This is a genomic window from Baekduia soli (genome assembly GCF_007970665.1).
GTDB classification, from domain to species: Bacteria; Actinomycetota; Thermoleophilia; order Solirubrobacterales; family Solirubrobacteraceae; genus Baekduia; species Baekduia soli.
The window spans coordinates 3,984,719-4,005,265 of record NZ_CP042430.1; the positions used below are offsets into that span (position 1 = coordinate 3,984,719).

Consider the following 20,547-nt stretch of genomic DNA (forward strand, 5'->3'; position numbering starts at 1 on the left):
GTCGGGCGCCCGGACGTACTCGGGACGAGCGCGTCGCGCGGCACCGTGGACCCCTCGGCGGCGAGACGGCACAAGGCCCGCGCACGCACCTGATGCACGGGTGCGTCGTCGTCCGCCACCGCGACGCCCGCCGCCTCCAGGTCCGCCCGGTAGCGTACCGCGCCGTCCCCCACGGCCCGCCAGGCGCCGGCGCCCGCCGGGACCGCCGCCGCGAGGTCCTCGGGCCGCCGGGCCGCGGGGTCGGAGGTGCGCGCGCCGGCCGCGTCGTAGGCCGCGACGTAGGCCTCGCCGCGGCGCGCGTCCAGGACGGCCAGGACCGGGCCCGCCTCGCCGCCGTCCTCGCGTGCGCCGGCGGCCAGGGCGTCGAGCGTGGAGACCGCCACCAGGCCGACCGCCTCCCCGAGGCCCTGCACGAGCGCGCGGGCCGTGGCCACGCCGATGCGCACACCCGTGAACGTGCCGGGCCCGACGCCGGCGCCGACGCGCGTGATCGCGCTCCACTCTACGCCGGCCTCCTGCAGCGCCTCGGCGCACAGCGCCAGCAGCAGAGGGCCGTGGCCGGGCCGCTCTCCGGGGCCCGGGTCGTGGCGGCGTTGCGCCAGCTGGGCGCCGCCGGGGTCGGCCACGCCGACGACGGTGGCGGGCGTCGCGGTGTCGAAGGCGAGGATCACGAGGAGCCCCCGGCCGGCTCGACCGTGATCGTCCGGCGGTCCCCGCCCGCGTGCGCGAGGGTCACGCGGGCACGCACGTGCTCCAGGCCGGGTTCGGCCACCTCGGGCCACTCGACGAACGCGACGGCGTCCGGCGTGAGGTAGTCGTCCAGGAGCGCCGGGTCCTCGTCGTCCAGCGAGGCGAGGCGGTGCAGGTCGAGGTGGGCGATCGGCACCCGGCCGTCGTAGCGGCGCCCGATCGTGAACGTCGGGCTCGTCACAGGCCCGTCGTAGCCCAGCGCCCGGGCGGCGCCGCGCACGAACGTGGTCTTGCCCGATCCCATCTCGCCGGCGAGCAGGACGACGTCGCCGGGGCTCAGCCGCGCGGCCAGCGCGGCGCCGACGGCCTCGGTCTGCTCGGCGGCGGCCGTGGTCGTGGTCGTGGGGCGGCTGTCGCTAGAAGCGCTCAGGGGCGGAGCGCAGCCGCAGGCCGATGCCCACGACCAGCAGCGCGGCACCGGCGATGACCAGGACGCGCGCGTCGGTGCCCGTGTTGGGCAGCGTCTGCGCGGAGGCGCCCGTCGACGTCGTCGTCGACGGCGTCGGGCCGGTGGACGTCCCCGGGGATGTCCCCGAGCCGCCCGACGAGCCCGACCCGGAGGTGCCCGAGCCGCCCTGGGGCGTGGGCGAGAGGGTGCCGCTGGGCGTCGTGATCGTCTTGGCCTTCGCCGAGCCCGAGCCCGAGGTCGTCGTCTTCGCCGACCCGCCGAACGGGTCCTGGTACTGCTGATCGCCCGCGCCCTGGGCGAGGGCGAGGCTCACGGGCAGGGCGGCTCCCAGGCAGGCGACAGCGAGCAGCACCGCGATCCGGCGGCAAACGGACGGCACCGGCATCATTGTATGGCTGCGCCGGACACCATCGCTCCCCCGTGCGCGGTAGCGTGCCGCTGCCGTGACGTCCGAGGAGCACTCCAGCACCCCGCGGCACATCCTGCTGCTCACCGACCGCGACTGGACCCACCCCCAGGGCGGCGGCACGGGCACCAACCTCCACGGCCAGGTCTCGCGCTGGATCGCGTGGGGGCACCGCGTCACGGTCATCGCGGGCTCCTACCCCGGCGCCGCCCGCCTCGAGCAGCCCCACCCGCTGCTGACGATCCACCGCATGGGCGGCCGCATGACCGTCTTCGGGCGCGCCGCGCTGGCCACGTGGCGCGGGGTCGGGCGCGACGCCGACGTCGTCCTGGAGGTCGTCAACGGCATCGCGTTCTTCACGCCGCTGTGGTGGTGGCTGCGCGCGCCGCGGGTCACGCTGGTCCACCACGTCCACCAGGACCACTACGTCGCCGAGATGGGCCGGCGCGGGCGCCTGGCCGCCCTGGTGGCCGAGCGCCTGCCGCTGCAGACGCTCTACCGCCACCACCAGTTCCTGACCATCTCGGACTCGGCGCGCCGCGACCTCATCGGCCTGGGCATCCCGGCCGACCAGATCCACGTCGCCTACCTCGGCGTGGAGCCCGAGGCGTTCGCGCAGGGCCGGCGCAGCGAGCAGCCCACGCTGCTCTACCTCGGGCGCCTCAAGCAGTACAAGCGCCTCGAGGTCCTCCTCGACGTCCTGGAGGGCATCCCGGGCGCACGGCTGGAGGTCGCCGGCGAGGGGGACCACCGCGCCGCGCTGGAGGCCGAGATCGACGCGCGGGGCCTGCACGACCGCGTGACGCTGCACGGCTTCGTCACCGAGGAGGACAAGCGCGAGCTCTACGCGCGGGCGTGGGTCAACCTCACGGCCTCCTCGGCCGAGGGCTGGTGCCTGACGGTCATGGAGGCCGCCGCCGCCGGCACGCCGAGCGCGGCGATGGCCGTCGGCGGGCTGCCCGAGTCGATCGTCGACGAGCAGACCGGCCTGCTGGCCGACACCCCGGAGGAGCTGGCCCGCAAGGTCGCCCGCCTGGTGGCCGACCCCGACCGCCGCGACGAGCTCGGCGAGGCGGCGCGCGCCCGCGCCCGCGGCTTCACCTGGGACGGGACCGCCCGGGCCAACCTGACGGTCCTCGAGCACGTCGCCGACGCGCGCCGGCCGCGGCTGCGCGACGCGATGCGCCGGTCCGAGACCGGCGCCGCGGCCGGGCTGGCGGGCGCGACGCTGCTCAACAACGCCGTCCAGCTCGTCTTCGTCGTGCTCTTCAGCCGTCTGCTGGGCGCCGACGGCTACGGCGCGCTCGCCGCGATCGTCTCGGGCTTCCTGATCCTCATGGTCGGCGGCCAGTCCGTGCAGGTCGCGGCCGCGCGCGAGGCGACCCTCGGCCACCTGGGCGCGGGCGGCGGGCTCCGGGGCACGCTCGCGCGCTGGACGCGCCAGCTCATCGCCGCGACCGTCGTGCTGGCCGCGCTCGGCGTCCTCGTGCGCCATCCGCTGGCCCACCTGCTGGGCACGCCCGAGCATCCGTGGGCCGCGGCGTCGCTGCTGCCGACGGGGTCGCTGTGGCTGCTGCTGTCGCTGCAGCGCGGCGTGCTGCAGGGGCTGAGGGCCTACGCGCCCGTCGGGATCTCGATCGTCGGCGAGGCGTTCGGGCGGATCCTCTGCGGGCTGGCGCTGTGGGGCGTCGGGCTCGGCGTGACGGGCGCCTACCTGGGCAACCCGCTGGCCTTCGTGCTCATGGCGCTGTGGCTCTCGCGCCGGCTGGCGCAGATGCTCGGCCCGCTGCCCGACGGCCCACCGCAGGCCACGCGGCCGCTGAGCGGCCTGGTCGGCGACAACTGGCTGCCGCTGCTGGGCCTGCTGCTGCTCGCCGTGCTGCAGAACGTCGACGTGATCGTCGGGCGCCACGAGTTCCACGGCGACTCCGCCGGGTCCTACGCGGTGGCCGCCGTCGCCGCCAAGTCCGTGGTGTGGGTCGCGATCGGCGTCGGCCTGCAGCTGCTGCCCGAGGCCACGCGCCGCGCCGCCGCCGGCCTGGACCCGCGCCCCGCGCTGCTGCGGGCGCTCGGCGTGCTGGCGGCCGTCGCGGCGCCGGCGCTCATCATCTTCGCGCTCATCCCCCACTTCCTGCTGCGCGTGGCGTTCGGCCCGGACCTCACGGAGGCCTCGGGTGCGCTGCCCGTGCTGGGCGTGGCGATGACCCTGCTGGCGGTGGCCTACCTCACCGTGCAGTACATGGTCGCGCTCGGCGAGCTGCGCTTCGTGTGGGTCCTCGGCGTCGTGGCGGTCGTGGAGCCGTTCCTGCTGAGCGCCGGGCACTTCACGCTGCTGTCCTACGCCACCGTGGTGCTGGGCCTGCAGCTCGTGGCGGCCTCCGCCGTCCTGGCCCTCGGGCTGCGCGCGCGCCGCGGCGCGCCGGTGGCGCAGACGGCCTGAGGGGCCCCGGGGCGCGCGGGAGTCGTCTCGTCACGCCTATGCGGGGATGAGGCGACCCACGACCGGGACTCTGGGTCGGATCGAGCGTCCTCTGGACACTCGACGCGACCCACGGCGGGACGATCCCGCCGCGCACAGGCTGCGCCGAGCGCCACGAGCGCCCAGCGCCCGCTACACCCGGGCCGCCCCCGGCGTCCGAGGACGCCGGGGGCGGCACACCGGTCGAGGACGCCTCGATCCGGTCGCGGCCGCGGTTCTTGGCCGCATACGTCGAGGTCTCCCCCTGGGAGTCGGTGCCCCGCAGCGTGATCGTGTAGGCCTCCTGCGGGCCCTGCCGCGCCCCGGCGACACGCGCCCTGGCCGGCGGCCGCGCTCGCCTGGCCCGGCTGCAGCGCGTCTTCGGCGACCGACGCTCAGGCGCCGCGCGGGTCGCCCATCCAGTAGCGCGGCCCCGGTCCCCCGCGGCCGGCGCGGTCGCCCGGGTTGGCCAGCCGGCAGCGCTGCATGGACAGGCAGCCGCAGCCGATGCACTCCGTCAGCGAGCCGCGGAGGCGCTCGAGCTCGGCGATCCGCTCGTCGATGCGCCGCGCCCAGCCGCGCGACAGGCGGTCCCAGTCGCGGCGGCCCGGCACGCGGTCGCCGGGCAGGCGCGCCAGCTCGGCCGCGATCTCCTCCAGGCTCAGTCCCACCCGCTGGGCGAAGACGATGAACGCGATCCGGCGCAGCGTGGCGCGCGGATAGCGCCGGCGGCCCGAGCCCGCGCGGTCCGACGTGATGAGCCCGCGCTCCTCGTAGAAGCGCAGCGCCGAGGCCGCGACGCCGCTGCGCCGGGCGACCTCGCCGATGGTCAGCAGCTCGGTGGACACGCCGACACGACAGCACGACGGGGCCTGGACTTCAAGTTCACTTGAACTTGTAGCCTCCGGGTCTCGCACCGGCGACCCCCGAGGAGGCATGGTGACCCAGCACCCCACACCCAGCGAGCGCATCACGGCCGAGGTCGGTTCGTGGCCCGGCGTGCAGTCGGGCACCGGCCGTCGCGGCGAGTTCGCGTTCCGCGTCGGCGACCGCGAGATCGGCCACCTGCACGGCGACCTCAGCGCGCACTTCGGCTTCCCCCGCGACGTCGGCGCGCGCCTGCGCGAGGACGGCCGGGTGGGCCCGCACCCGGTCAACCCCCACTCCACCAAGATGGCCGCCCGTGCGCTGACCACCGACGCCGACGTCCAGGACGTCATCGCGCTCATGCGCCTCAACTACGACCGCGTCACCGCACGCGGCTGAGCGCGTCGGCCACGCCGACGCATCTGCCTGCGCGCGGGCTACTGCGGGCCGTGCCGGGTGACGGTGAGGCCGGCCGCCGCGACGTCGGCGCCGGGCGCCATGGCCTCCAGGCGCCGATGGAAGGCGTAGGCGACGCGGATCGCGTGGGCCTTGGCCGCCGTCGCGCGCTCTCCGGCGAACAGCTCGTCGACGGTCCGCCCCCAAAGCACGAGCCAGCGCTCGAAGTGCCCGGAGCGCAGCGGCACCTTGGCGTTGAGGTCGGCGTGGGGCCCGAACGCCCCGCCCGTGTAGGTCTTGGCGCCGAGCAGCACGGTCTCCCAGAACGCGGCGATGACGGGCACGTGGGCCTCGAGGTCCAGGTGGGCGACGTCGGTGAAGATGAAGCCGATGATCGGGTCCGTCATCGCCCGGGCGTAGAAGGCGCGCACGAGCCGCTCGCAGTCCTCACGGGTCTCGATGTCGTGCAGCTCGGTGGCGCCCTCCATGCCCTGCACTATGCCAACTGGCCTGCGGCGGCCGCTCGGCCGGCGGCCTGCCGCGCCAGGACCTCGTCCAGCCGCTGGTAGGTCTCGTCGACGCCCGACGCCATGCCCGAGCCGAGCATGCCGTCGCGCTCCTGCACGGTGTGGAAGACCGAGACCGTCGTGACCCGCGTGCGGTCCCCGAGGTCCTCGAACGTCGCGGTCTCGACGGACACATGGCCCGGCATGCCCTCCCACTCGAAGGTCTGCACGATGCGCTCGGGCGGCGTGACCTCGCGGTAGGTCCCGCGGAAGGCGGTCTCGGCGCCGTCGCATCCGATCGCCACGAAGCGCCAGGACCCGCCGGGGCGCACGTCCATCCGGTCGACGCGCGTGGTCATCGACCGCGGCCCCCACCACTCGGGGATGAGCTGCGGGTCGGTGTAGACCGCGAAGACGCGGTCGCGCGGCGCGTCGAAGACGCGCTCGATGTGGATCTCGCGCTCGGCGGGCGTGGTGATCGCCGCCGTGCGGGCCTGCCGGGGCCGGAGGTCATGTCGTCGTTCCCTTCGTGCGGTCGAGCAGCGCGCCGAACCGGTCGAGGCGCCCGTCCAGCATCTGCAGGTACATGTCGGTCCACGCCCGGAGGTCCTCCAGGTGCCGGGGCCCGGGCGTGCAGCGACGGGCGCGGCCCACCTTCTCGGTGGTCACGAGCCCCGCCTCCTCGAGGACGCGGACGTGCTTCTTCATGCCCGTCAGCGAGATGCCGGCGGGCTCCGCGAGCTCGGTGATCGTCGCGCCGCCGCGCCCGAGACGCTCCAGGACCGCCCGGCGCGTCGGGTCCGCCAGCGCGCCGAGGGTGCGGTCGAGCTGCTGATACTGAACCATTAGGTTCAGTGTAGTGACGCCGGCGTCCGGGCGCAAGCGTGCCCCGCAGTGCGACCGGCCCGCGCGCTAGCGTCGGCCCCCCGATGCCCTACGACGAGGACCTCGCCAACCGCCTGCGCGAGCTGCTCTCCGAGCTCGACGCCGTGACCGAGCGCAAGATGTTCGGCGGGCTGGCCTTCATGGTCGACGGCCACCTCGCGGTCGCCGCGTCGCGCACCGGCGGGCTGCTCGTGCGCCTGGACCCGGCCGACACCGACGCCGCGCTGGCGCGCCCGCACGCCGAGCGCATGGTCATGGGCGGGCGCTCCATGGACGGCTGGATCCTCGTCGCCGCCGAGGGCGTGCGGACCCGGCGCCAGGCCGGCGCCTGGGTCCGGCGCAGCCTCGTGTTCATCGCGACGCTTCCGCCGAAGTAGCCCTCAGCGCCCGCCGACCGTCGTGCCGCCCCAATCCTCGGGGGCGACGTCGGCCAGCGTCTCGGAGAACGTCCAACGGTGACCGGCCGGGTCGGCGGCCTCGTACTGGCGCTCGCCGTACGCGAAGTCGGTGGGCTCCATGAGGATCCGTGCGCCGTGCTCGCGGGCGCGGGCGCAGTGCGCGGAGGCGTCGTCGACGCGGACCATCACGGAGTGCGAGGCGCCGTCGGCGTCCGGCGGGCGGCGCGCGCCGCGCACGTCGCGGACGATGACGGCGCCGTCGCCGACCTTGAGCTGGGCGCGGTGGTCCTCGCCGATGCGCACGCTCTCGCGGAAGCCGAACGCGTCGTGCAGCCACGCCACGGCCGCGCGCACGTCGGGGTAGACCAGGACCGGGACCACGGTGCTCGGCGGGATCGAGCGGTTGGGCTTCATGGCCGCCGAGGCTACCCGTGGCCGGGCGCCGGGTCGGCGGGTCAGCGCAGCCCGAGTGTCCGGGCCTGCAGGTCGGCCAGCGCGTAGACCGTGCGCAGCGCGGGCGCCGCGACGCCGGTCAGGTCGGCCAGCTCGACGACCGCCGCGCCGAGCGCGTCGAGCTCCAGGCGCTTGCCGGCCTCGAGGTCCTGCAGCGTCGAGGGCTTGTGGTCGCCCAGCCGCGCGGCGAGCGCCAGCCGCTCGGCCACCGAGATCCGCGGGTCGGCGCCGCAGGCGCGGGCGATCTCGACGGTCTCGGCCATGACCGCCGCCACGAGCGGGCCGGTCCCGGCGTCGGTGGCCATCGTCCGCAGTCCGGCGCGCGTCAGCACGCTCATCAGGTTGAACGACGCGTTGCCCATGAGCTTCGTCCACAGCTCCGTGCGGATGTCGGTGCTGCGCCGCACGGGGAAGCCGGCGCGCTCGAGCACCGTCGCGACGGCCTCCAGGCGCTCCGACACCGGCCCGGAGGGCTCGCCGAGGACCAGCCCGGCCTCGGGGCGCGTGACCACCACGCCGGGCTCCGGGATCCCGGCGCCGAGGTAGACGACGGCGCCCAGCACCCGCTCGGGGACCAGGACGTCGCCGACGACGCCGCCCGGGTCGACGGCGTGGACGCGGCGGCCGTCGTGCGGGCCGCCCGCGCGGTGGAAGTACCACCACGGCAGGCCGTTCTGGGCGGCCACCAGCGTGGTGCCGGGGCCCAGCAGCGGCTCGACCACGGGCCCGCAGGCCGCGAGGTCGTGGGCCTTGACGGCCAGCACCACGCAGTCGACCGGGCCGACCGCGGCCTCCGGGCCGACGGCGCGGACCGCGACCGTCGTGCGGGTCGCGCCGTCGTCGAGCACCGCGCCGTGGCGGCGCAGCGCCTCGAGGTGGGCGCCGCGGCCGATGAGCGTGACGTCCTCACCGCACGCGGTGAGCGCCGCCCCCAGCCAGGTGCCGATGGCACCGGCACCGAAGATCGCCAGCCGCATCGGCCGGACCCTACGGGGCGCCGGGCGGGTCGAGCCCGCACCGGCGATCCCCACCGCCCCCGGTGTCAGGAGACGGTCACGTCATCGTCCACCGGCAGCGCATCCTCGGCGAGGGCCTGCCCCTCCACGGGGGACGCCGGCCCTGAGGTCGCTCCGGTGAGCGGGCGGGTGCCGCCTAGAGGACCTGGACGTTGGCGGCGGCGGGGCCCTTGGGGCCCTGCTCGGCGTCGTAGCTGACCTTCGCGCCCTCGGCCAGCGACTTGAAGCCGCTGCCCTGGATCGCGTTGTGGTGCACGAACAGATCCTTGCCCGACTCGTCCGGCGTGATGAAGCCGAAGCCCTTGTCGTCGTTGAACCACTTCACGGTTCCAGTAGCCATCTCAGGTCCCCTCCGGGGTATGTGCACGGCGAAACGCGGAGGGTGCTGAGAGCAACGACAGCGACGACGCAACACTGCTGCGGCCGAGCGGATGCCCGGCCTGTCAGAAGGAGTCTAGCGGTCGGACCGGCGCGACTCAGTCCGAGGACGCCGTCGTCGCCCAGAGCCCGGGCTCGTTCGTGGCCCGGGACGCGGCCTCGATGATCCCCGCCGCGGACCGCTCGGCGACCCCCAGCGAGCGCGCCACCCGCCACGGATCCAAGCCGATGCGCACCGCGCGCTCGATCGCCTGCCGCGCCGCCGGGTCGACGTCGCGCCGGAACCTTGCCTGCTCGCCGCGTTCGGATCCCATGCTCCTGACATACCGTGCGCGCGCGGACCGTCAAACAGCCGTCGGCCCGGCGGGTCCGCCCGCGCGGGGCCCGCGCGGGCGGTCCTGTGCGAGGCTGGCCGGGCATGGGCACCGACCGACCGGACACGATCGCCGTCATCGGCCTGGGCCAGATGGGCCTGCCGATGGCCCGCCGCCTGCTGGAGGCGGGCCACCGCGTCCGCGGCGCCGACCTCGACCCCGCGGCGCTGGCGGCCCTGCAGGAGGCCGGGGGCGAAGCGGCGGCGAGCGGGGCCGACGCGGCCCGCGGCGCGGCCGTGGTCATCCTCATGCTCCCCAACTCGGCGGCCGTGCAGGAGGCCATGGACGACGGCGCCGTGCTCGCCGCGCTGGCGCCCGGCACGCTGCTGCTCGACATGGGCTCCTCGGAGCCGCTGGCCACCCGGGCGCTGGCGCAGCGGTGCGCGGACCGCGGCGTCGCGCTCGTCGACGCGCCGGTCTCGGGCGGCGTCGCCGGGGCGGTGGCCGGGACGCTGACGATCATGGCCGGCGGCGAGGAGCCCGACGTCGCGCGGGCGCGCCCGGTGCTCGAGCTGCTCGGGCGCACCGTGGTCGCCGTCGGCGGCGTCGGCGCCGGCCACGCCGTCAAGGCCATCAACAACCTGTTGTCGGCCACGCACCTGCTGGCCAGCGTCGAGGCGCTGGAGATCGGCCGGGCCTTCGGGCTGGACCCGGACCTCATGCTCGAGGCGATCAACGGGTCCAGCGGGCGCAGCGGCTCGACCGAGGTCAAGCTCCCGCGCCACGTCGTCCCCGAGACCTACGACTCGGGCTTCCGCCTGGCGCTCATGCTCAAGGACATGCGGATCGCCCTGGCCCTGGGCCGCGCCACCGGCGTGCCCGCCCACCTGGGCGAGGCGGCCGCCGAGACGTGGGCGCAGGCCGCCCGGGAGCTGGCGCCCGAGGCCGACCACACCGAGATCGCCCGCCACGTGCAGGCGCGCCGCCCGCCGGGCGACTGACCCCCGGCCCGCTCAGGCCCGCCCGTCGCCGCCGCCGTCGCCGTCGGGGTGCCGCTCCGCGCGCGCCCGCCGGCGACCAGCAGCACCGCGAACACGACGCACAGGCCGGTCCACAGCCAGTCGCCGACGGCGGCGAACGAGAGGGCCACCAGGACGGTGACCGCCAGGCCGACCCACCGCACCCAGGGCCGCCCGAGCACCGCCCCGGCTCACCCTCCCCCGCGCGGCACGGTGACCAGCGCCGCGCTGCCCGCGGGCAGGTACAGGCGGAACGCGCCGCCCGCACGCCGCAGCGGCTCGACGACCCGCCGGCCGGTCAGGCGCCCGTCGGCCGTCGTGCGCCCGTAGGTCTGGCCCGCGAACGTCACACCGTCCTTGGAGAGCACGGACGGGGCGCTGAGGCGCTCGACCCGGCCGGCGCGGGCGCCGCCCGGCACCCGCAGCACGACCTGGCGCGGGCGGCCGCTGTCCTTGTTGATGACCACGATGCGCCGGGTCCCGGCGGGGTCGACCGACGCCCAGGTCTTCAGCGCCGCCTGCGGCGAGTTGGGCGCCACCGGCAGCAGCCGGGCCCCGGCCGGCAGCGCACGGTTGAACAGGAGCATCCCGTAGAACAGCGGATGCACGCGCGCCACGAGGGCGCCCTTGCTGTGCACGAAGTCCACCGGGGAGTAGTAGGCCCCGTTCCAGGAGTGGAAGTCGACGTTGCTGACCCCGGCCTGGGCCAGGCCGAAGAGCAGGTCGGTGCCCCAGAGGGCCGAGGCGAACGCGTTGCTGACGCCGTTGACGCCGCCGCAGTTGGCCGAGTTGGTCTCCGACACCCGGAACGCGGCGCCGTGGGCGGTGGCCACCGACGTCAGCTGGCCCATGCGCGCGAGGATCGGCGCGCTGCCGCCGGGCGCCAGCAGGGCACGGGCGAACGAGGCCTTCTTGCGGTTGCGCGCCGCGGCGCCGCAGGCCTCCAGCGCGTAGGCGTGGGCGCCGAAGGCCGTCGTGCCCGGCCCCTCGCGGCCCAGCAGCGCGTCGGTCTCGGGGTCCCAGATCGAGCCCGCGAACGCGCCGCCCGACAGGCCGACGCCGCCGGCCAGCGGCGCCAGCGTCCGCACGTAGGCGTCGAGCTCGTCGCTGTACCGGGCGAAGCTGTAGTCCGGCGGGCGGCGCTCGACGCGCTCGAGCTTGCGCGTCCCGACATGGAAGGTCCGCAGCTGGGAGTAGCGGTCGGGCTCGTTGCCGATCTCGAAGCCGGCCAGCGCGCCGGGGCCCAGCGTGCCGACGGCCTGCTGGACGTAGGCCGCGGCGTTGGCCGGGTCGTCCAGCCCGAGGTTGACCCCGAGGACCATCGGCGTCCGCGTCGCCGCCGTCCACGTCTTCAGCTGCTGCAGCCACGTGACGGTCAGGTCGGTGTCGATCCCGGGCGGGCGCGGGACCCCGTCGGGGTTCCACCACGTGCCGTCGGTCGAGTTGCCGCCCAGGCGGATCGTCGGCGCGCCGCGCCCGCCGTGGGCCAGGGTCCGCGCGAGCTGCGCGAAGGCCGGGTTGACCTGTCCGAAGGCGCCGAGGTAGTCCAGCGCCGACCAGTACTCGATCGAGAAGCCGGCGAACGACGGCGGCACCGCGACGCCCGGGGTCGTGCCGACCGCGCGGCGTTCGACGAGCACCCCCGCGGCGGTCCGCTCCTTCGTGACGGCGCCCCCGGTGCCGGTCGTCGCGGTCGCCGGCGTGGCGACCATCGTGTCGGTCACCTCGCCGTCCTCGGCGACGGCGCGGTAGGAGCCGTAGGGCACCAGGCCCGTCTGCAGCGTCCAGGTGCCGTCGGGCGCGGTCGGGATGTCGCCCACGTCCTGCCACTCGGTGGCGTTGCCCGGCATGCGCAGCTGGACGGAGACGACGTGGTCGTCGCCGGGGCGCATCTGGCCCCAGATCGTCGAGCGCGCCGCGTCGATCCACATCGGGCTGGGGAACGTGTCCAGGGCGGGCTTGGACCGCCCGTTGGCCGCGATGAGGCCCGACTGCCAGCCCGTGTACTTGCGCCCGCCGCCGACGGGCTCGTCGTTCCACAGGTACTGGCCCAGGAGCTTGACGCGCGGGTTGCGCCACGCGAGGTAGGCGGCCTGCTGGAGGTAGCGGTCCTGGCGGGCCATGGAGACGCCGCGGGCCTTGTCGGGCGGGTTGGTCTGATAGCCGTACTCGTCGAGCCACAGGTTCAGCGGGCTCGTCGAGCCCCACAGGCGGCCGCGCTGCTGGAGCTGGTCGAGCAGGCGCTCGACCCGCGACAGGCTCGCGAGGTCGGCGTCGTCGCGGTTGGCATAGGGCTCGTCGGGGGCGTTGCGGGTGCTGTGGGCGTGGTAGGCGATCCCGTCGGCCACCGCGGGGCGGAAGTTCGCGCAGCGCCCCGTGAAGACCGGGTGCAGCTTCGTGTCCACGCAGGCCAGCGCGCGCAGGAACTGCAGCGGGCGCATGGTGGCGTTCGTGCTCGTCAGGTTGCCCCCGGCGGGCGCCAGCGCGCCGATGAGCACGACCGCGCCGGGGTCGGCGTCGTGCATGGGCTGGTAGGCCTCGCGCACCATGGAGCGGTACAGGTCGCCCGACACGGGCGAGCACGTCTTGGGCGAGCCGCACTCGGCCTGGGGCTGCAGCCACAACGGCAGGTTGGGCTCGTTCCACAGGATGTACTGGTCGACGCGGTCGCCGTAGCGGCGGGCGACGGCCGTCGCGAACGGACCGAACTCCGTGGCGCGCGGCCGGTAGCGCGGGTTGCGGCGCGCGGGCGCCGAGGACGCCCACAGCGGCGGTGGCCCGTCGATCATGAGGATCGGCGTCAGCCCGGCCGCCGTGACGAGGTCGACGGCCTGGTCGATGTAGCCCCAGTGGTAGCCCGGGTCCTCCGGGTTGCCGGCCTGGAAGCCCTCGGGCCGGGCGGCGGCCTGCGGGTCGGGCGCCACCCGGCTCCACGAGACCTGGATGCGCACGGTGTCGATGCCCGCGCGCTTCCACGCGGCGACGCTCCCGGCCGCCGTGTCGCGGTCGGCGAACAGCGCGGCGTCGTCGGCGATGCCGACCTGCAGCGGCAGGCGGGCCGGCGACGCGGCGGGCGCCGCGAGGGCGACCAGGACCGCGGCCAGGACCGCGAGGAGGGACGGGCGGATCATCGACAAGCGGCAACACCCTGACACGGCGAGCGGCGCGGTGGCCGTCCGGCGATGTGTCCGGGCGGCGCCCGGACCGGTGCGATCAGGGCGCCGGCGGGCCGGCGGCGCGGCGCAGCGCATCGAGCTGGCCGCTGGCCCGGGCGGCGTTGACGGCCTCCGTCCGTGACGTGGCGCCGAGCTTGCGGAACAGGCTGCGCGCGTAGGTCTTGGCCGTCAGCTCGGTGATGCCGCGGCGGCGCGCGACGTCCTTGTAGCGCAGGCCGTCATCGAGGTCCAGGAGCACGTCGGCCTCGCGCGGGGTCAGCGCGGCGATCGCCTCACCGCGCCCCAGGCCGGGCGGCAGCGCGGCCTGGCCGGCGGCGACGGCGGCGATCGCTTCGAGCACGCCCGGGCCGTCGCCGTCGAGCACGGCGTAGGCGGCCGCGCCCGCCCGGACCGCGATCTGGCGGTCGTAGGGGCTGTCGTGCGAGGCCAGGACGATGAGCGCGCCGGCGCCCCCGGGTCGCGCGCCGGCCTGCAGCGCCCGCGCGGCGAGGTGGCCGGCGCAGAGGACGATGTCGGGCTGCTCGCCCGGCGCCGCGCCCGGGATGTCCGCCACCGCCCGGCAGGACCGCGTGCGGACACCGAGGCGGCGCTCGATGCTGCGCGCCAGGCCCTCGGCCAGCAGGTCGTCGTCGTGGCAGACGAGCACCCCGGGGGCCCGGACGGCGTGGTCCAGGCGCTCGGCGACGACGTCGGCGACGCAACGCAGCGCCTCGAGCGACGCGTCGTAGTCGCGGTGCGGGCGCGTGCACGACAGCGACAGCGCGCCGACGGGCCGGCCGGGCGGGCCCAGCGCCAGCGAGCAGCCCGAGCTGAAGCCCAGCCCGAGCATGAGGATGTCGATCGGGCGCCCCCAGCCCGCCGAGTCGGTGAAGCTCGGCTCGGCGAAGGCGCGGCCGTGGGCGGGCAGATCGATCTGCGTGGACAGCGCGACCGGCACGCGCAGCCCGGGACCCAGCAGCGCCTTGCCCGCGCTGGCCAGGATCTCGAACGTGGCGTCGCCGTGGTCGATCCGCGCGACGGAGACGCGGTCGGCGCCGTGCTCGCGGCGCAGCAGCTCGGCCATGTCCCCGAGCGTGGGTGCCTGCTGCAGTCGCTCCCGTACCGATCCCATCGACGCCTCCTGGCGGCAAGTCTAGACCGCGGCCCCGGACCGGACCCCACGAACGGGGACTGGTCGGCGCCGGCGCGGCGAGCTAGAGATGGCGGGAGCCGTCCCGCGATGAAGGAGCCCGCCATGCCGTCGCCGTCCACGAGCTACCCGGCGCTGCTGTCGCCCTGGCAGCTGCGCCGCACCGAGCTCAAGAACCGCGTGATGTTCGCGCCGACCTGCCCGGTCTGGGTCCGCAGCCCCTACGAGGGCGCGTTCACCGAGCAGGCCGTGGCCTACTACGAGGAGCGGGCCCGCGGCGGCGTGGGGATGATCATCATCGGCGGGACGCTCATCAACCGCGACACGCTGTACTCGCCGTTCCTGTTCCCCGGGCTGTGGGACGACGCGCAGGTCGAGGGCCTCGCGGCCGTCGCCGAGGCCGTGCACCGCCACGGGTGCAAGATCTCCGTGCAGCTTCTGCACGTGGGGCTGCGCGCGGCGACCGCCTTCAAGACCGACCCGGCCTACGACTTCGACGCGACCTGGCACATGTCGGCGCCCAGCCAGGTGCCGCCGGGCGAGTACCCGGGCGCGCTGGTGCCCAAGGAGCTCGAGGAGCACGAGATCCTCCAGATCCTCGACGACTACGAGTCGGCGGGGCGCCGGGCCATGGCCGCCGGCCTGGACGGCGTCGAGTTCCACATGGCCCACGGCTACCTGCCCTGGCAGTTCCTGTCGCCGCTGTACAACCTGCGGACCGACGGCTGGGGCGGGTCCTACGAGAAGCGGCTGCGGTTCTCGCTGGATGCCATGACCCGCCTGCGGTCCGCCGTCGGCGACGACGCGCTGCTGGGCTACCGCATCAACTCGACGTCGTTCTGGGAGGGCGACCTCGAGCCGACCGACCTCGAGCAGGTCGTCAAGGACTTCGACGAGCGCCTCGACGTCGACTACGTGAGCCTGTCGGCCGGCGTCCACCACTCCTACATCCACACGCCGATGGAGTACGAGGAGGGCTGGGAGCGGGGCTACACCAACCGGATCAAGCAGGTCACCGAGAAGCCCGTCCTGCTCGTCGGGCGCTACACCACGCCGGCCGCCGCCGAGGAGGCGCTCGTCGCCGAGGACGCCGACGCGATCCTGCTGGCCCGCCAGATGTTCGCCGACGCCGACTGGGTCAACAAGGCGGCCGCGGGCGAGGAGGACGACATCCGCCGCTGCGTGGCGGCCAACTACTGCTGGCGCAGCGTGACGCGCGGCGGGCGCGTGCAGTGCGTGTACAACCCGACGGTCGGGCGCGAGGCCGCGTGGGGCTCGGCCCAGGACGCACCCGCGGCGACCGCGCGGCGCGTGCTCGTGCTCGGCGGCGGGCCCGCGGGCCTGGAGTACGCGCGCGTCGCGGCGGGCGCCGGCCACCACGTCGTGCTCCATGAGCGCGAGGCGCAGACCGGCGGGCACACCCGCGCGTTCGGCGCCCTCCCCCACCGCGCCGAGTACGCCCGCATCGGCACGTGGCTGACGGCGCAGGCGCTGGGCAACGGCGCCACGATCCACACCTCCAGCCCCGTGGCCGCTGCCGACCTCGACGACCTCCTGGCGCGCGAGCGGCCCGACCACGTCGTCGTGGCCACCGGCGCGCGCGTGCGCCGCGACGGGTTCCAGGGCCAGACCGCCCGCCCGCTGCCCGGCCACGAGACGGGCAACTGCGTGGCGTGGGACGAGGTCGCCCTGGGGGCCGTCCGGCCCGAGGGGCGCGTCCTGGTCATCGACGACCTCCAGGACGTCGCCGCGCCGCTGACCGCCCACGCGCTGGCCGAGGCCGGCGCGACCGTGCAGATCCTGACGCGCTGGCCCATGATCGCCATGGACACCGCGCCCGACGTCTACCTGCACTGGATGCTCACCTACCTGTACCGGTCGGGCGTCGAGATCCTCACGGACCACTTCGTCAAGGAGATCGCCGGCGACGCCGTGACCGTGTTCAACATCTACGACCCGGAGCGCACGCGCGAGCTGGCCGCCGACTGGATCGTCATGGCCACGGGGCGCCAGTCCGAGAACGGGCTCTACCACGCGCTGCGCGAGCGCGGCGTCAGCGTGGAGATGATCGGCGACGCCGTCGCGCCGCGCGGCACGTACGAGGCGACGTTCGAGGGACACCGCGCCGCGCGCAAGCTCGAGGGCCTGGCCGCCCCAGCCGCCGCCTGACCTGGCAGGATCGGGCCATGCAACGCGTCTACCTCCCGGACATCGAGTCGGCCGAGCGCATGCGCGCGCGCCGGCTCCTGGAGGACCGGGGCTTCGACGTCCGCGTGGGCGACGCGTTCGCCGCCTCCGAGCAGGAGGTCCTGGCGGGCATCGGGGACGCCGAGGCCGTCTGCGTCGCCCTGGGCCGGGTCACGGCCGCGGTCATGGACGGCGCCCCCGAGCTGCGCCTCGTCGTCAAGACGGGCATCGGGGTCGACAACATCGACGTCGCCGCGGCGCGCGAGCGCAACCTGCCCGTCCTGCGCATGGGCCGGGTCAACTCCTTCGGGCCCGCCGAGTGGGTCATCGGCGCGGCCATCGCGCACCTGCGGCGCTTCTCGGCGATGGACGCCGCGGTGCGCCGCGGCGAGTGGGGCGACCTGCGCCAGGGCGCCTCGGGGCTGCTGCCGGCGCTGACCGGGCGCACGCTGGGGATCGCGGGCCTGGGCGCCATCGGCCAGTACCTCGCGACGCTGGGCCGCGCCCACGGCATGGAGGTCATCGCCCACGACCCCTACCTTCCCGCGGAGGCCGCCGGGCGGGTGGGCGCGCGGCTGGTCTCGCGCGAGGACCTGTTCGCCCAGGCCGACGTGCTGTCGATGAACATGGTCCTGACCGACGAGACCCACCACTTCGTCTCGACGGACGAGCTTGCCCGGATGAAGCCCACCGCGCTGCTGGCCAACTGCTCGCGCGGCCCGGTCGTCGACGAGGCCGCGCTGGCGGCCGCCCTGCGCGACGGGGTCATCGCCGGCGCGGTCATCGACGTCTTCGAGGTCGAGCCGCCGTCGGCCGACAACCCGCTCTTCGCGCTGGAGCAGGTGCTGCTGACACCACACCTGGCCGGCTGCACCGACCACGGCTACCAGGAGATCGGGGCGCTGACGGCCGAGCTGGTGGACCGCTTCGCCCACGGGCGCCCGGTCCCGCGCTCGTCGGTGGTCGTCGAGGGCGAGGGCCTGCTCGTGCAGGACGACGCCCCGGCGCCGGCGGCGTGAGCGCCGCCCGCGCTCAGTCCTCCCAGCCGGCCCGCACGGTGTTGGTCAGCTCCCCGATGCGGTCGACGCCGACGGTGACCGTGTCCCCCGGCGCCAGGAAGACCGGCGGGTCCTTGACGTAGCCGACGCCGGCCGGGGTCCCGGTGGAGACGGTGTCGCCGGGCTCGAGCGTGATGTGGCGCGTGATCCGGGCCAGGATGTCCGGGATCGAGAAGATGAAGTTGTCGGTCGACGAGCGCTGGCGCTCCTCGCCGTTGACCGTCGTCCAGATCCCGAGCCCGGCGGGGTCGGGGATCTCGTCGGTGAGCACGATGTCGGGGCCCATCGGGCAGAACGTGTCGAAGCCCTTGCCCCAGATGAGCTGACTGTCGGTGGCCTGGATGACCCGCTCGGTGACGTCGTTGACGATCGTGTAGCCGAAGACGTGGTCCAGGGCGTCGGCCTCCGTGAGGTGCTTGGCACGGCGGCCGATGACGACGAGCAGCTCGACCTCGTAGTCGACCTTGTTCTCGGGGCCGGGGATGACGATCGCCTCGCCCGGGCCGATGATCGCCGACGGAAGCTTGGCGAACAGGAACGGGTCGGCGGTCATCGTCCACGGCGGCGGGAGCTCGTCGACGTGGTCGTGGTAGTTGACGCCGACGAAGACCTGCTTGCCCGGGCGGCGCAGCGGCGCCAGACGACGCGCGCCCTGCGGCGGCCCGCCTCCGGGGGTCGCGCCCGCGGCCGCGTCGGCGATCCGCTGCGCGGCGGTGCCGTCGCGCAGCAGCTCCACGAGGTCCACCGTCCCCAGCGACGCGGCCGCGTCGCCGTCGTGGACGTAGAGCGTCGGCTCGCCGTCGACCTCGTAGACCCCTACCCGCATGCGCCCGTCTCCTCGTGCTCGACCGGGCTCGACCCTACCCGATCGCGGGCGGCCCCCGGCGTCTTGACCGCGCCCCCGCGGTCGGATGTGCCGGCCACCTCCAACGACCCAGGGAGCACCACGAAGCGCCTGTCGACACGACCGACACGGGCGCGGCCGGCGACATCGTCGGCGACGTGCAGACCTTCGCCGACGACGTCTTCGACGCCGAGGACGCCACGAAGGTCGGCACCACCAGGGCCACTGCATCGGCGTCGTGGCCGGCGCGTCGCACGAGTGCAACTGGACGACGCTGCTGCCCGGGGCCAACTCGTGGTGCAGGGCCGGTTCTACGCGTTCACGTTCCACGTCTCGCGCTGAGGCACGGATCGCGCCCGCCCGCCGCTCAGGGCCTGGGCGGCGGCCGCCGGCGGGAGCGCCGCGGGGTGCTGCCGTCCTCGCCCACCGGGCCGAGCGAGACCGACAGCAGCCGCGCCGCCTCCTCCTCGCCGACGCGCGCGACGAGCCAGTCGCGCGTGGCGACCGACGCCGCGGCGGCGCGCTGTCGCAGGTCGGCGTCGGGATGGCGGACGGCCGTGAGGTCGGCGCCCACGAGCAGCGCGGCGGCGACCTCGTCGTCGCCGCGCGTGTCGCCGCGCTCGCGGGCCAGGGCGAGCATGCCCGGGACGTCGACGGCCGCGACCTGGGCGTCGGTCGGCTGCGGCGTCTCGTGCCGCCGGGCCCCGAACAGGCGCGAGAGGGCGCTCATCCGTCCACGGTAGCCCGCCGGGCGGGCGGGGCGGCGGGCACACCACCGGCCGCCACGATGGCGGCGGTCAGCGCCTCGGGCGCGCTGAGCGCATTGAGGTGGCCGCCGGGCAGCGGCGTGACCTCGAGGCCCAGGCGCTCGAGCGCGACGCGGCGCTGGAACGCGAGCGGGAAGAACCGGTCCTCGCGGCCGGCCAGCACGGTCGTCGGCACGTCGGGCCAGCGCGCGAACGCGCAGGGCTGCCCGAAGGCGATGTCGGCCTCGTCGTGGTCCTGCTCGTCGCCCGTGGCCTGCACGTCGGCGGGCACGTCGTGCAGGAAGTAGGTGTCGAGGTCGGTGGCCTCCGGCCAGCCGCCGGCGCGGGCGGCGGCCCGGCGGGCCGTCTCGGAGTCCGTGGCGTCCCACCAGTCGCCGGCCGCCTCGCCGGGCAGCGGGATCATGGCGTTGACGAGGACGAGCGCGCGCGGGGCGATCACCTCGCAGGCGGGCAGCGCGAAGAACGCCCCCATCGACTGGGCGACGAGGACGATGTCGTCGCGACCCCCGGCGGCGGCGGTGATGTGCTCGGCGTACTCGGGCAGGCCGGCGGCTGGATCGGCGCCCGGCAGGTCGACGGCGACCGCGTCGTGCCCGCCGGCGTGCAGCAGCGCGGCGACGCGCTGCCAGTACCAGGTGGCCGCGCCGCCCGCGCCCGGGACGAGGAGATGGGTGCTCATGGCCCAAGGACGACGCCTGCGCCACGGACTCATCGGCCGCCGATATCGTGGCGACCGTGGCCGACTGGGACGACGTGGGGCGCCTGGCTCTCGAGCTCCCGGGGGCGCAGGCGGACCCGGGCGGACGCGACTGGCGGGTGCGGGGCAGGAGCTTCGTGTGGGAGCGCCCGCTGCGCCGGGCCGACCTCGAGGCTCTGGGGGCCGCCGCGCCGGACGGGCCGATCCTCGGCGCCCGGGTGGAGCACGCCGGCGCCAAGGAGGCGCTGCTGGCCGACGATCCGAGCGTCTGCTTCACCGTGCCGCACTTCGACGGCTACCCGGCGATCCTCGTGCGCCTGGAGCGCATCGGCGTCGACGAGCTGCGCGAGCTGGTGACCGAGGCGTGGCTGACGCGGGCCGGCAGGCGAGCCGCCCGCGCGTTCCTCGAGCAGCGCCGCGGGAGCTCGGGCTGA

The 20,547-nt window shown here is 75.6% G+C and carries 22 protein-coding genes and 1 pseudogene; 7 read left to right on the forward strand and 16 right to left on the reverse strand.

Annotation, left to right across the window (positions count from 1 at the left end):
- Positions 1-65: 65 nt before the first annotated feature.
- From tsaB to FSW04_RS19275, 3 genes and pseudogenes are all read right to left on the reverse strand, one after another.
- Positions 66-782, reverse strand: a pseudogene (tsaB, locus tag FSW04_RS28670) (tRNA (adenosine(37)-N6)-threonylcarbamoyltransferase complex dimerization subunit type 1 TsaB); the annotation flags it as partial.
- Positions 668-1,168 carry a tRNA (adenosine(37)-N6)-threonylcarbamoyltransferase complex ATPase subunit type 1 TsaE gene (gene tsaE, locus FSW04_RS19270; protein ID WP_228430586.1) on the reverse strand — a complete coding sequence of 167 codons (501 nt, stop codon included), beginning with the start codon at positions 1,166-1,168 and terminating at the stop codon, positions 668-670. The gene tsaE and the pseudogene tsaB, both read right to left, overlap by 115 nt.
- Complete coding sequence (locus FSW04_RS19275) at positions 1,107-1,538, reverse strand: LPXTG cell wall anchor domain-containing protein (RefSeq protein ID WP_146921858.1); 432 nt, start codon at positions 1,536-1,538, stop codon at positions 1,107-1,109. Before FSW04_RS19275 ends, tsaE begins: the two co-directional genes overlap by 62 nt.
- Positions 1,539-1,602: 64 nt before the next feature.
- Between FSW04_RS19275 and FSW04_RS19280 the strand changes: the two genes are divergently transcribed.
- Positions 1,603-4,005, forward strand: coding sequence for a glycosyltransferase (locus FSW04_RS19280; protein ID WP_146921859.1), 2,403 nt, complete (start codon positions 1,603-1,605; stop codon positions 4,003-4,005).
- 413 nt (positions 4,006-4,418) lie between these two features.
- Here the strand turns inward: FSW04_RS19280 and soxR are convergent, their stop codons facing one another.
- On the reverse strand, positions 4,419-4,871 hold the full coding sequence (gene soxR / locus FSW04_RS19285; RefSeq protein WP_228430587.1) for a redox-sensitive transcriptional activator SoxR: 453 nt from the start codon (positions 4,869-4,871) through the stop codon (positions 4,419-4,421).
- A gap of 91 nt (positions 4,872-4,962) precedes the next feature.
- Here soxR and FSW04_RS19290 point away from each other — a divergent pair, with 91 nt between their 5' ends.
- Positions 4,963-5,289, forward strand: coding sequence for a luciferase domain-containing protein (locus FSW04_RS19290; protein ID WP_228430588.1), 327 nt, complete (start codon positions 4,963-4,965; stop codon positions 5,287-5,289).
- Between the two features lie 38 nt (positions 5,290-5,327).
- Here FSW04_RS19290 and FSW04_RS19295 read toward each other — a convergent pair whose 3' ends face one another.
- The 3 genes from FSW04_RS19295 to FSW04_RS19305 are packed head-to-tail and all read right to left on the reverse strand — an operon-like array spanning position 5,328 to position 6,638.
- On the reverse strand, positions 5,328-5,774 hold the full coding sequence (locus tag FSW04_RS19295; protein WP_146921863.1) for a group III truncated hemoglobin: 447 nt from the start codon (positions 5,772-5,774) through the stop codon (positions 5,328-5,330).
- Between the two features lie 8 nt (positions 5,775-5,782).
- The gene (locus FSW04_RS19300; protein WP_146921865.1) at positions 5,783-6,271 is read right to left on the reverse strand and encodes an SRPBCC family protein; all 489 of its coding nucleotides are present in this window, start codon (positions 6,269-6,271) and stop codon (positions 5,783-5,785) included.
- Between the two features lie 31 nt (positions 6,272-6,302).
- Complete coding sequence (locus FSW04_RS19305) at positions 6,303-6,638, reverse strand: ArsR/SmtB family transcription factor (RefSeq protein WP_146921867.1); 336 nt, start codon at positions 6,636-6,638, stop codon at positions 6,303-6,305.
- An 83-nt stretch (positions 6,639-6,721) separates the two neighbouring features.
- Between FSW04_RS19305 and FSW04_RS19310 the strand changes: the two genes are divergently transcribed.
- On the forward strand, positions 6,722-7,054 hold the full coding sequence (locus FSW04_RS19310; protein ID WP_146921868.1) for a TfoX/Sxy family protein: 333 nt from the start codon (positions 6,722-6,724) through the stop codon (positions 7,052-7,054).
- A gap of 3 nt (positions 7,055-7,057) precedes the next feature.
- Here FSW04_RS19310 and FSW04_RS19315 read toward each other — a convergent pair whose 3' ends face one another.
- The 4 genes from FSW04_RS19315 to FSW04_RS19330 form a co-directional block, all read right to left on the reverse strand.
- Positions 7,058-7,489 carry a VOC family protein gene (locus FSW04_RS19315; RefSeq protein WP_146921869.1) on the reverse strand — a complete coding sequence of 144 codons (432 nt, stop codon included), beginning with the start codon at positions 7,487-7,489 and terminating at the stop codon, positions 7,058-7,060.
- 41 nt (positions 7,490-7,530) lie between these two features.
- Positions 7,531-8,505 carry a ketopantoate reductase family protein gene (locus tag FSW04_RS19320; RefSeq protein ID WP_146921870.1) on the reverse strand — a complete coding sequence of 325 codons (975 nt, stop codon included), beginning with the start codon at positions 8,503-8,505 and terminating at the stop codon, positions 7,531-7,533.
- Between the two features lie 175 nt (positions 8,506-8,680).
- On the reverse strand, positions 8,681-8,884 hold the full coding sequence (locus FSW04_RS19325; RefSeq protein ID WP_146921871.1) for a cold-shock protein: 204 nt from the start codon (positions 8,882-8,884) through the stop codon (positions 8,681-8,683).
- Between the two features lie 136 nt (positions 8,885-9,020).
- On the reverse strand, positions 9,021-9,236 hold the full coding sequence (locus tag FSW04_RS19330; protein WP_146921872.1) for a hypothetical protein: 216 nt from the start codon (positions 9,234-9,236) through the stop codon (positions 9,021-9,023).
- 104 nt (positions 9,237-9,340) lie between these two features.
- Here FSW04_RS19330 and FSW04_RS19335 point away from each other — a divergent pair, with 104 nt between their 5' ends.
- Entirely contained in the window at positions 9,341-10,237 is an 897-nt protein-coding gene (locus FSW04_RS19335; protein WP_146921873.1) for an NAD(P)-dependent oxidoreductase, read from the forward strand.
- Positions 10,238-10,446: 209 nt separating this feature from the next.
- Here the strand turns inward: FSW04_RS19335 and FSW04_RS19340 are convergent, their stop codons facing one another.
- Both FSW04_RS19340 and FSW04_RS19345 read right to left on the reverse strand, forming a co-directional pair.
- On the reverse strand, positions 10,447-13,386 hold the full coding sequence (locus FSW04_RS19340) for a glycosyl hydrolase family 79 C-terminal domain-containing protein (RefSeq protein ID WP_146921874.1): 2,940 nt from the start codon (positions 13,384-13,386) through the stop codon (positions 10,447-10,449).
- Positions 13,387-13,468: 82 nt separating this feature from the next.
- The gene (locus FSW04_RS19345) at positions 13,469-14,494 is read right to left on the reverse strand and encodes a helix-turn-helix transcriptional regulator (protein ID WP_187368925.1); all 1,026 of its coding nucleotides are present in this window, start codon (positions 14,492-14,494) and stop codon (positions 13,469-13,471) included.
- A gap of 156 nt (positions 14,495-14,650) precedes the next feature.
- Here FSW04_RS19345 and FSW04_RS19350 point away from each other — a divergent pair, with 156 nt between their 5' ends.
- Positions 14,651-16,729 carry an oxidoreductase gene (locus tag FSW04_RS19350; RefSeq protein WP_146921876.1) on the forward strand — a complete coding sequence of 693 codons (2,079 nt, stop codon included), beginning with the start codon at positions 14,651-14,653 and terminating at the stop codon, positions 16,727-16,729.
- Positions 16,730-16,746: 17 nt separating this feature from the next.
- Positions 16,747-17,766 (forward strand): NAD(P)-dependent oxidoreductase, encoded by a 1,020-nt coding sequence (locus tag FSW04_RS19355; RefSeq protein ID WP_146921877.1) that lies wholly within the window; start codon positions 16,747-16,749, stop codon positions 17,764-17,766.
- Positions 17,767-17,779: 13 nt separating this feature from the next.
- On the opposite strand, the gene FSW04_RS19360 is transcribed toward FSW04_RS19355, so the two are convergent.
- The 3 genes from FSW04_RS19360 to FSW04_RS19370 form a co-directional block, all read right to left on the reverse strand.
- On the reverse strand, positions 17,780-18,631 hold the full coding sequence (locus tag FSW04_RS19360; RefSeq protein ID WP_146921878.1) for a fumarylacetoacetate hydrolase family protein: 852 nt from the start codon (positions 18,629-18,631) through the stop codon (positions 17,780-17,782).
- 385 nt (positions 18,632-19,016) lie between these two features.
- Positions 19,017-19,379: a hypothetical protein gene (locus tag FSW04_RS19365; RefSeq protein ID WP_146921879.1), complete on the reverse strand. Its 363-nt coding sequence runs from the start codon at positions 19,377-19,379 to the stop codon at positions 19,017-19,019.
- A complete protein-coding gene (locus FSW04_RS19370) occupies positions 19,376-20,095 on the reverse strand; it encodes an alpha/beta fold hydrolase (RefSeq protein ID WP_146921880.1) in 720 nt (239 codons plus the stop codon). The genes FSW04_RS19365 and FSW04_RS19370 overlap by 4 nt, the downstream gene beginning before the upstream one ends.
- Before the next feature lie 56 nt (positions 20,096-20,151).
- Here FSW04_RS19370 and FSW04_RS19375 point away from each other — a divergent pair, with 56 nt between their 5' ends.
- Positions 20,152-20,547, forward strand: a complete 396-nt coding sequence (locus FSW04_RS19375) for an MmcQ/YjbR family DNA-binding protein (RefSeq protein ID WP_146921881.1) — start codon at positions 20,152-20,154, stop codon at positions 20,545-20,547.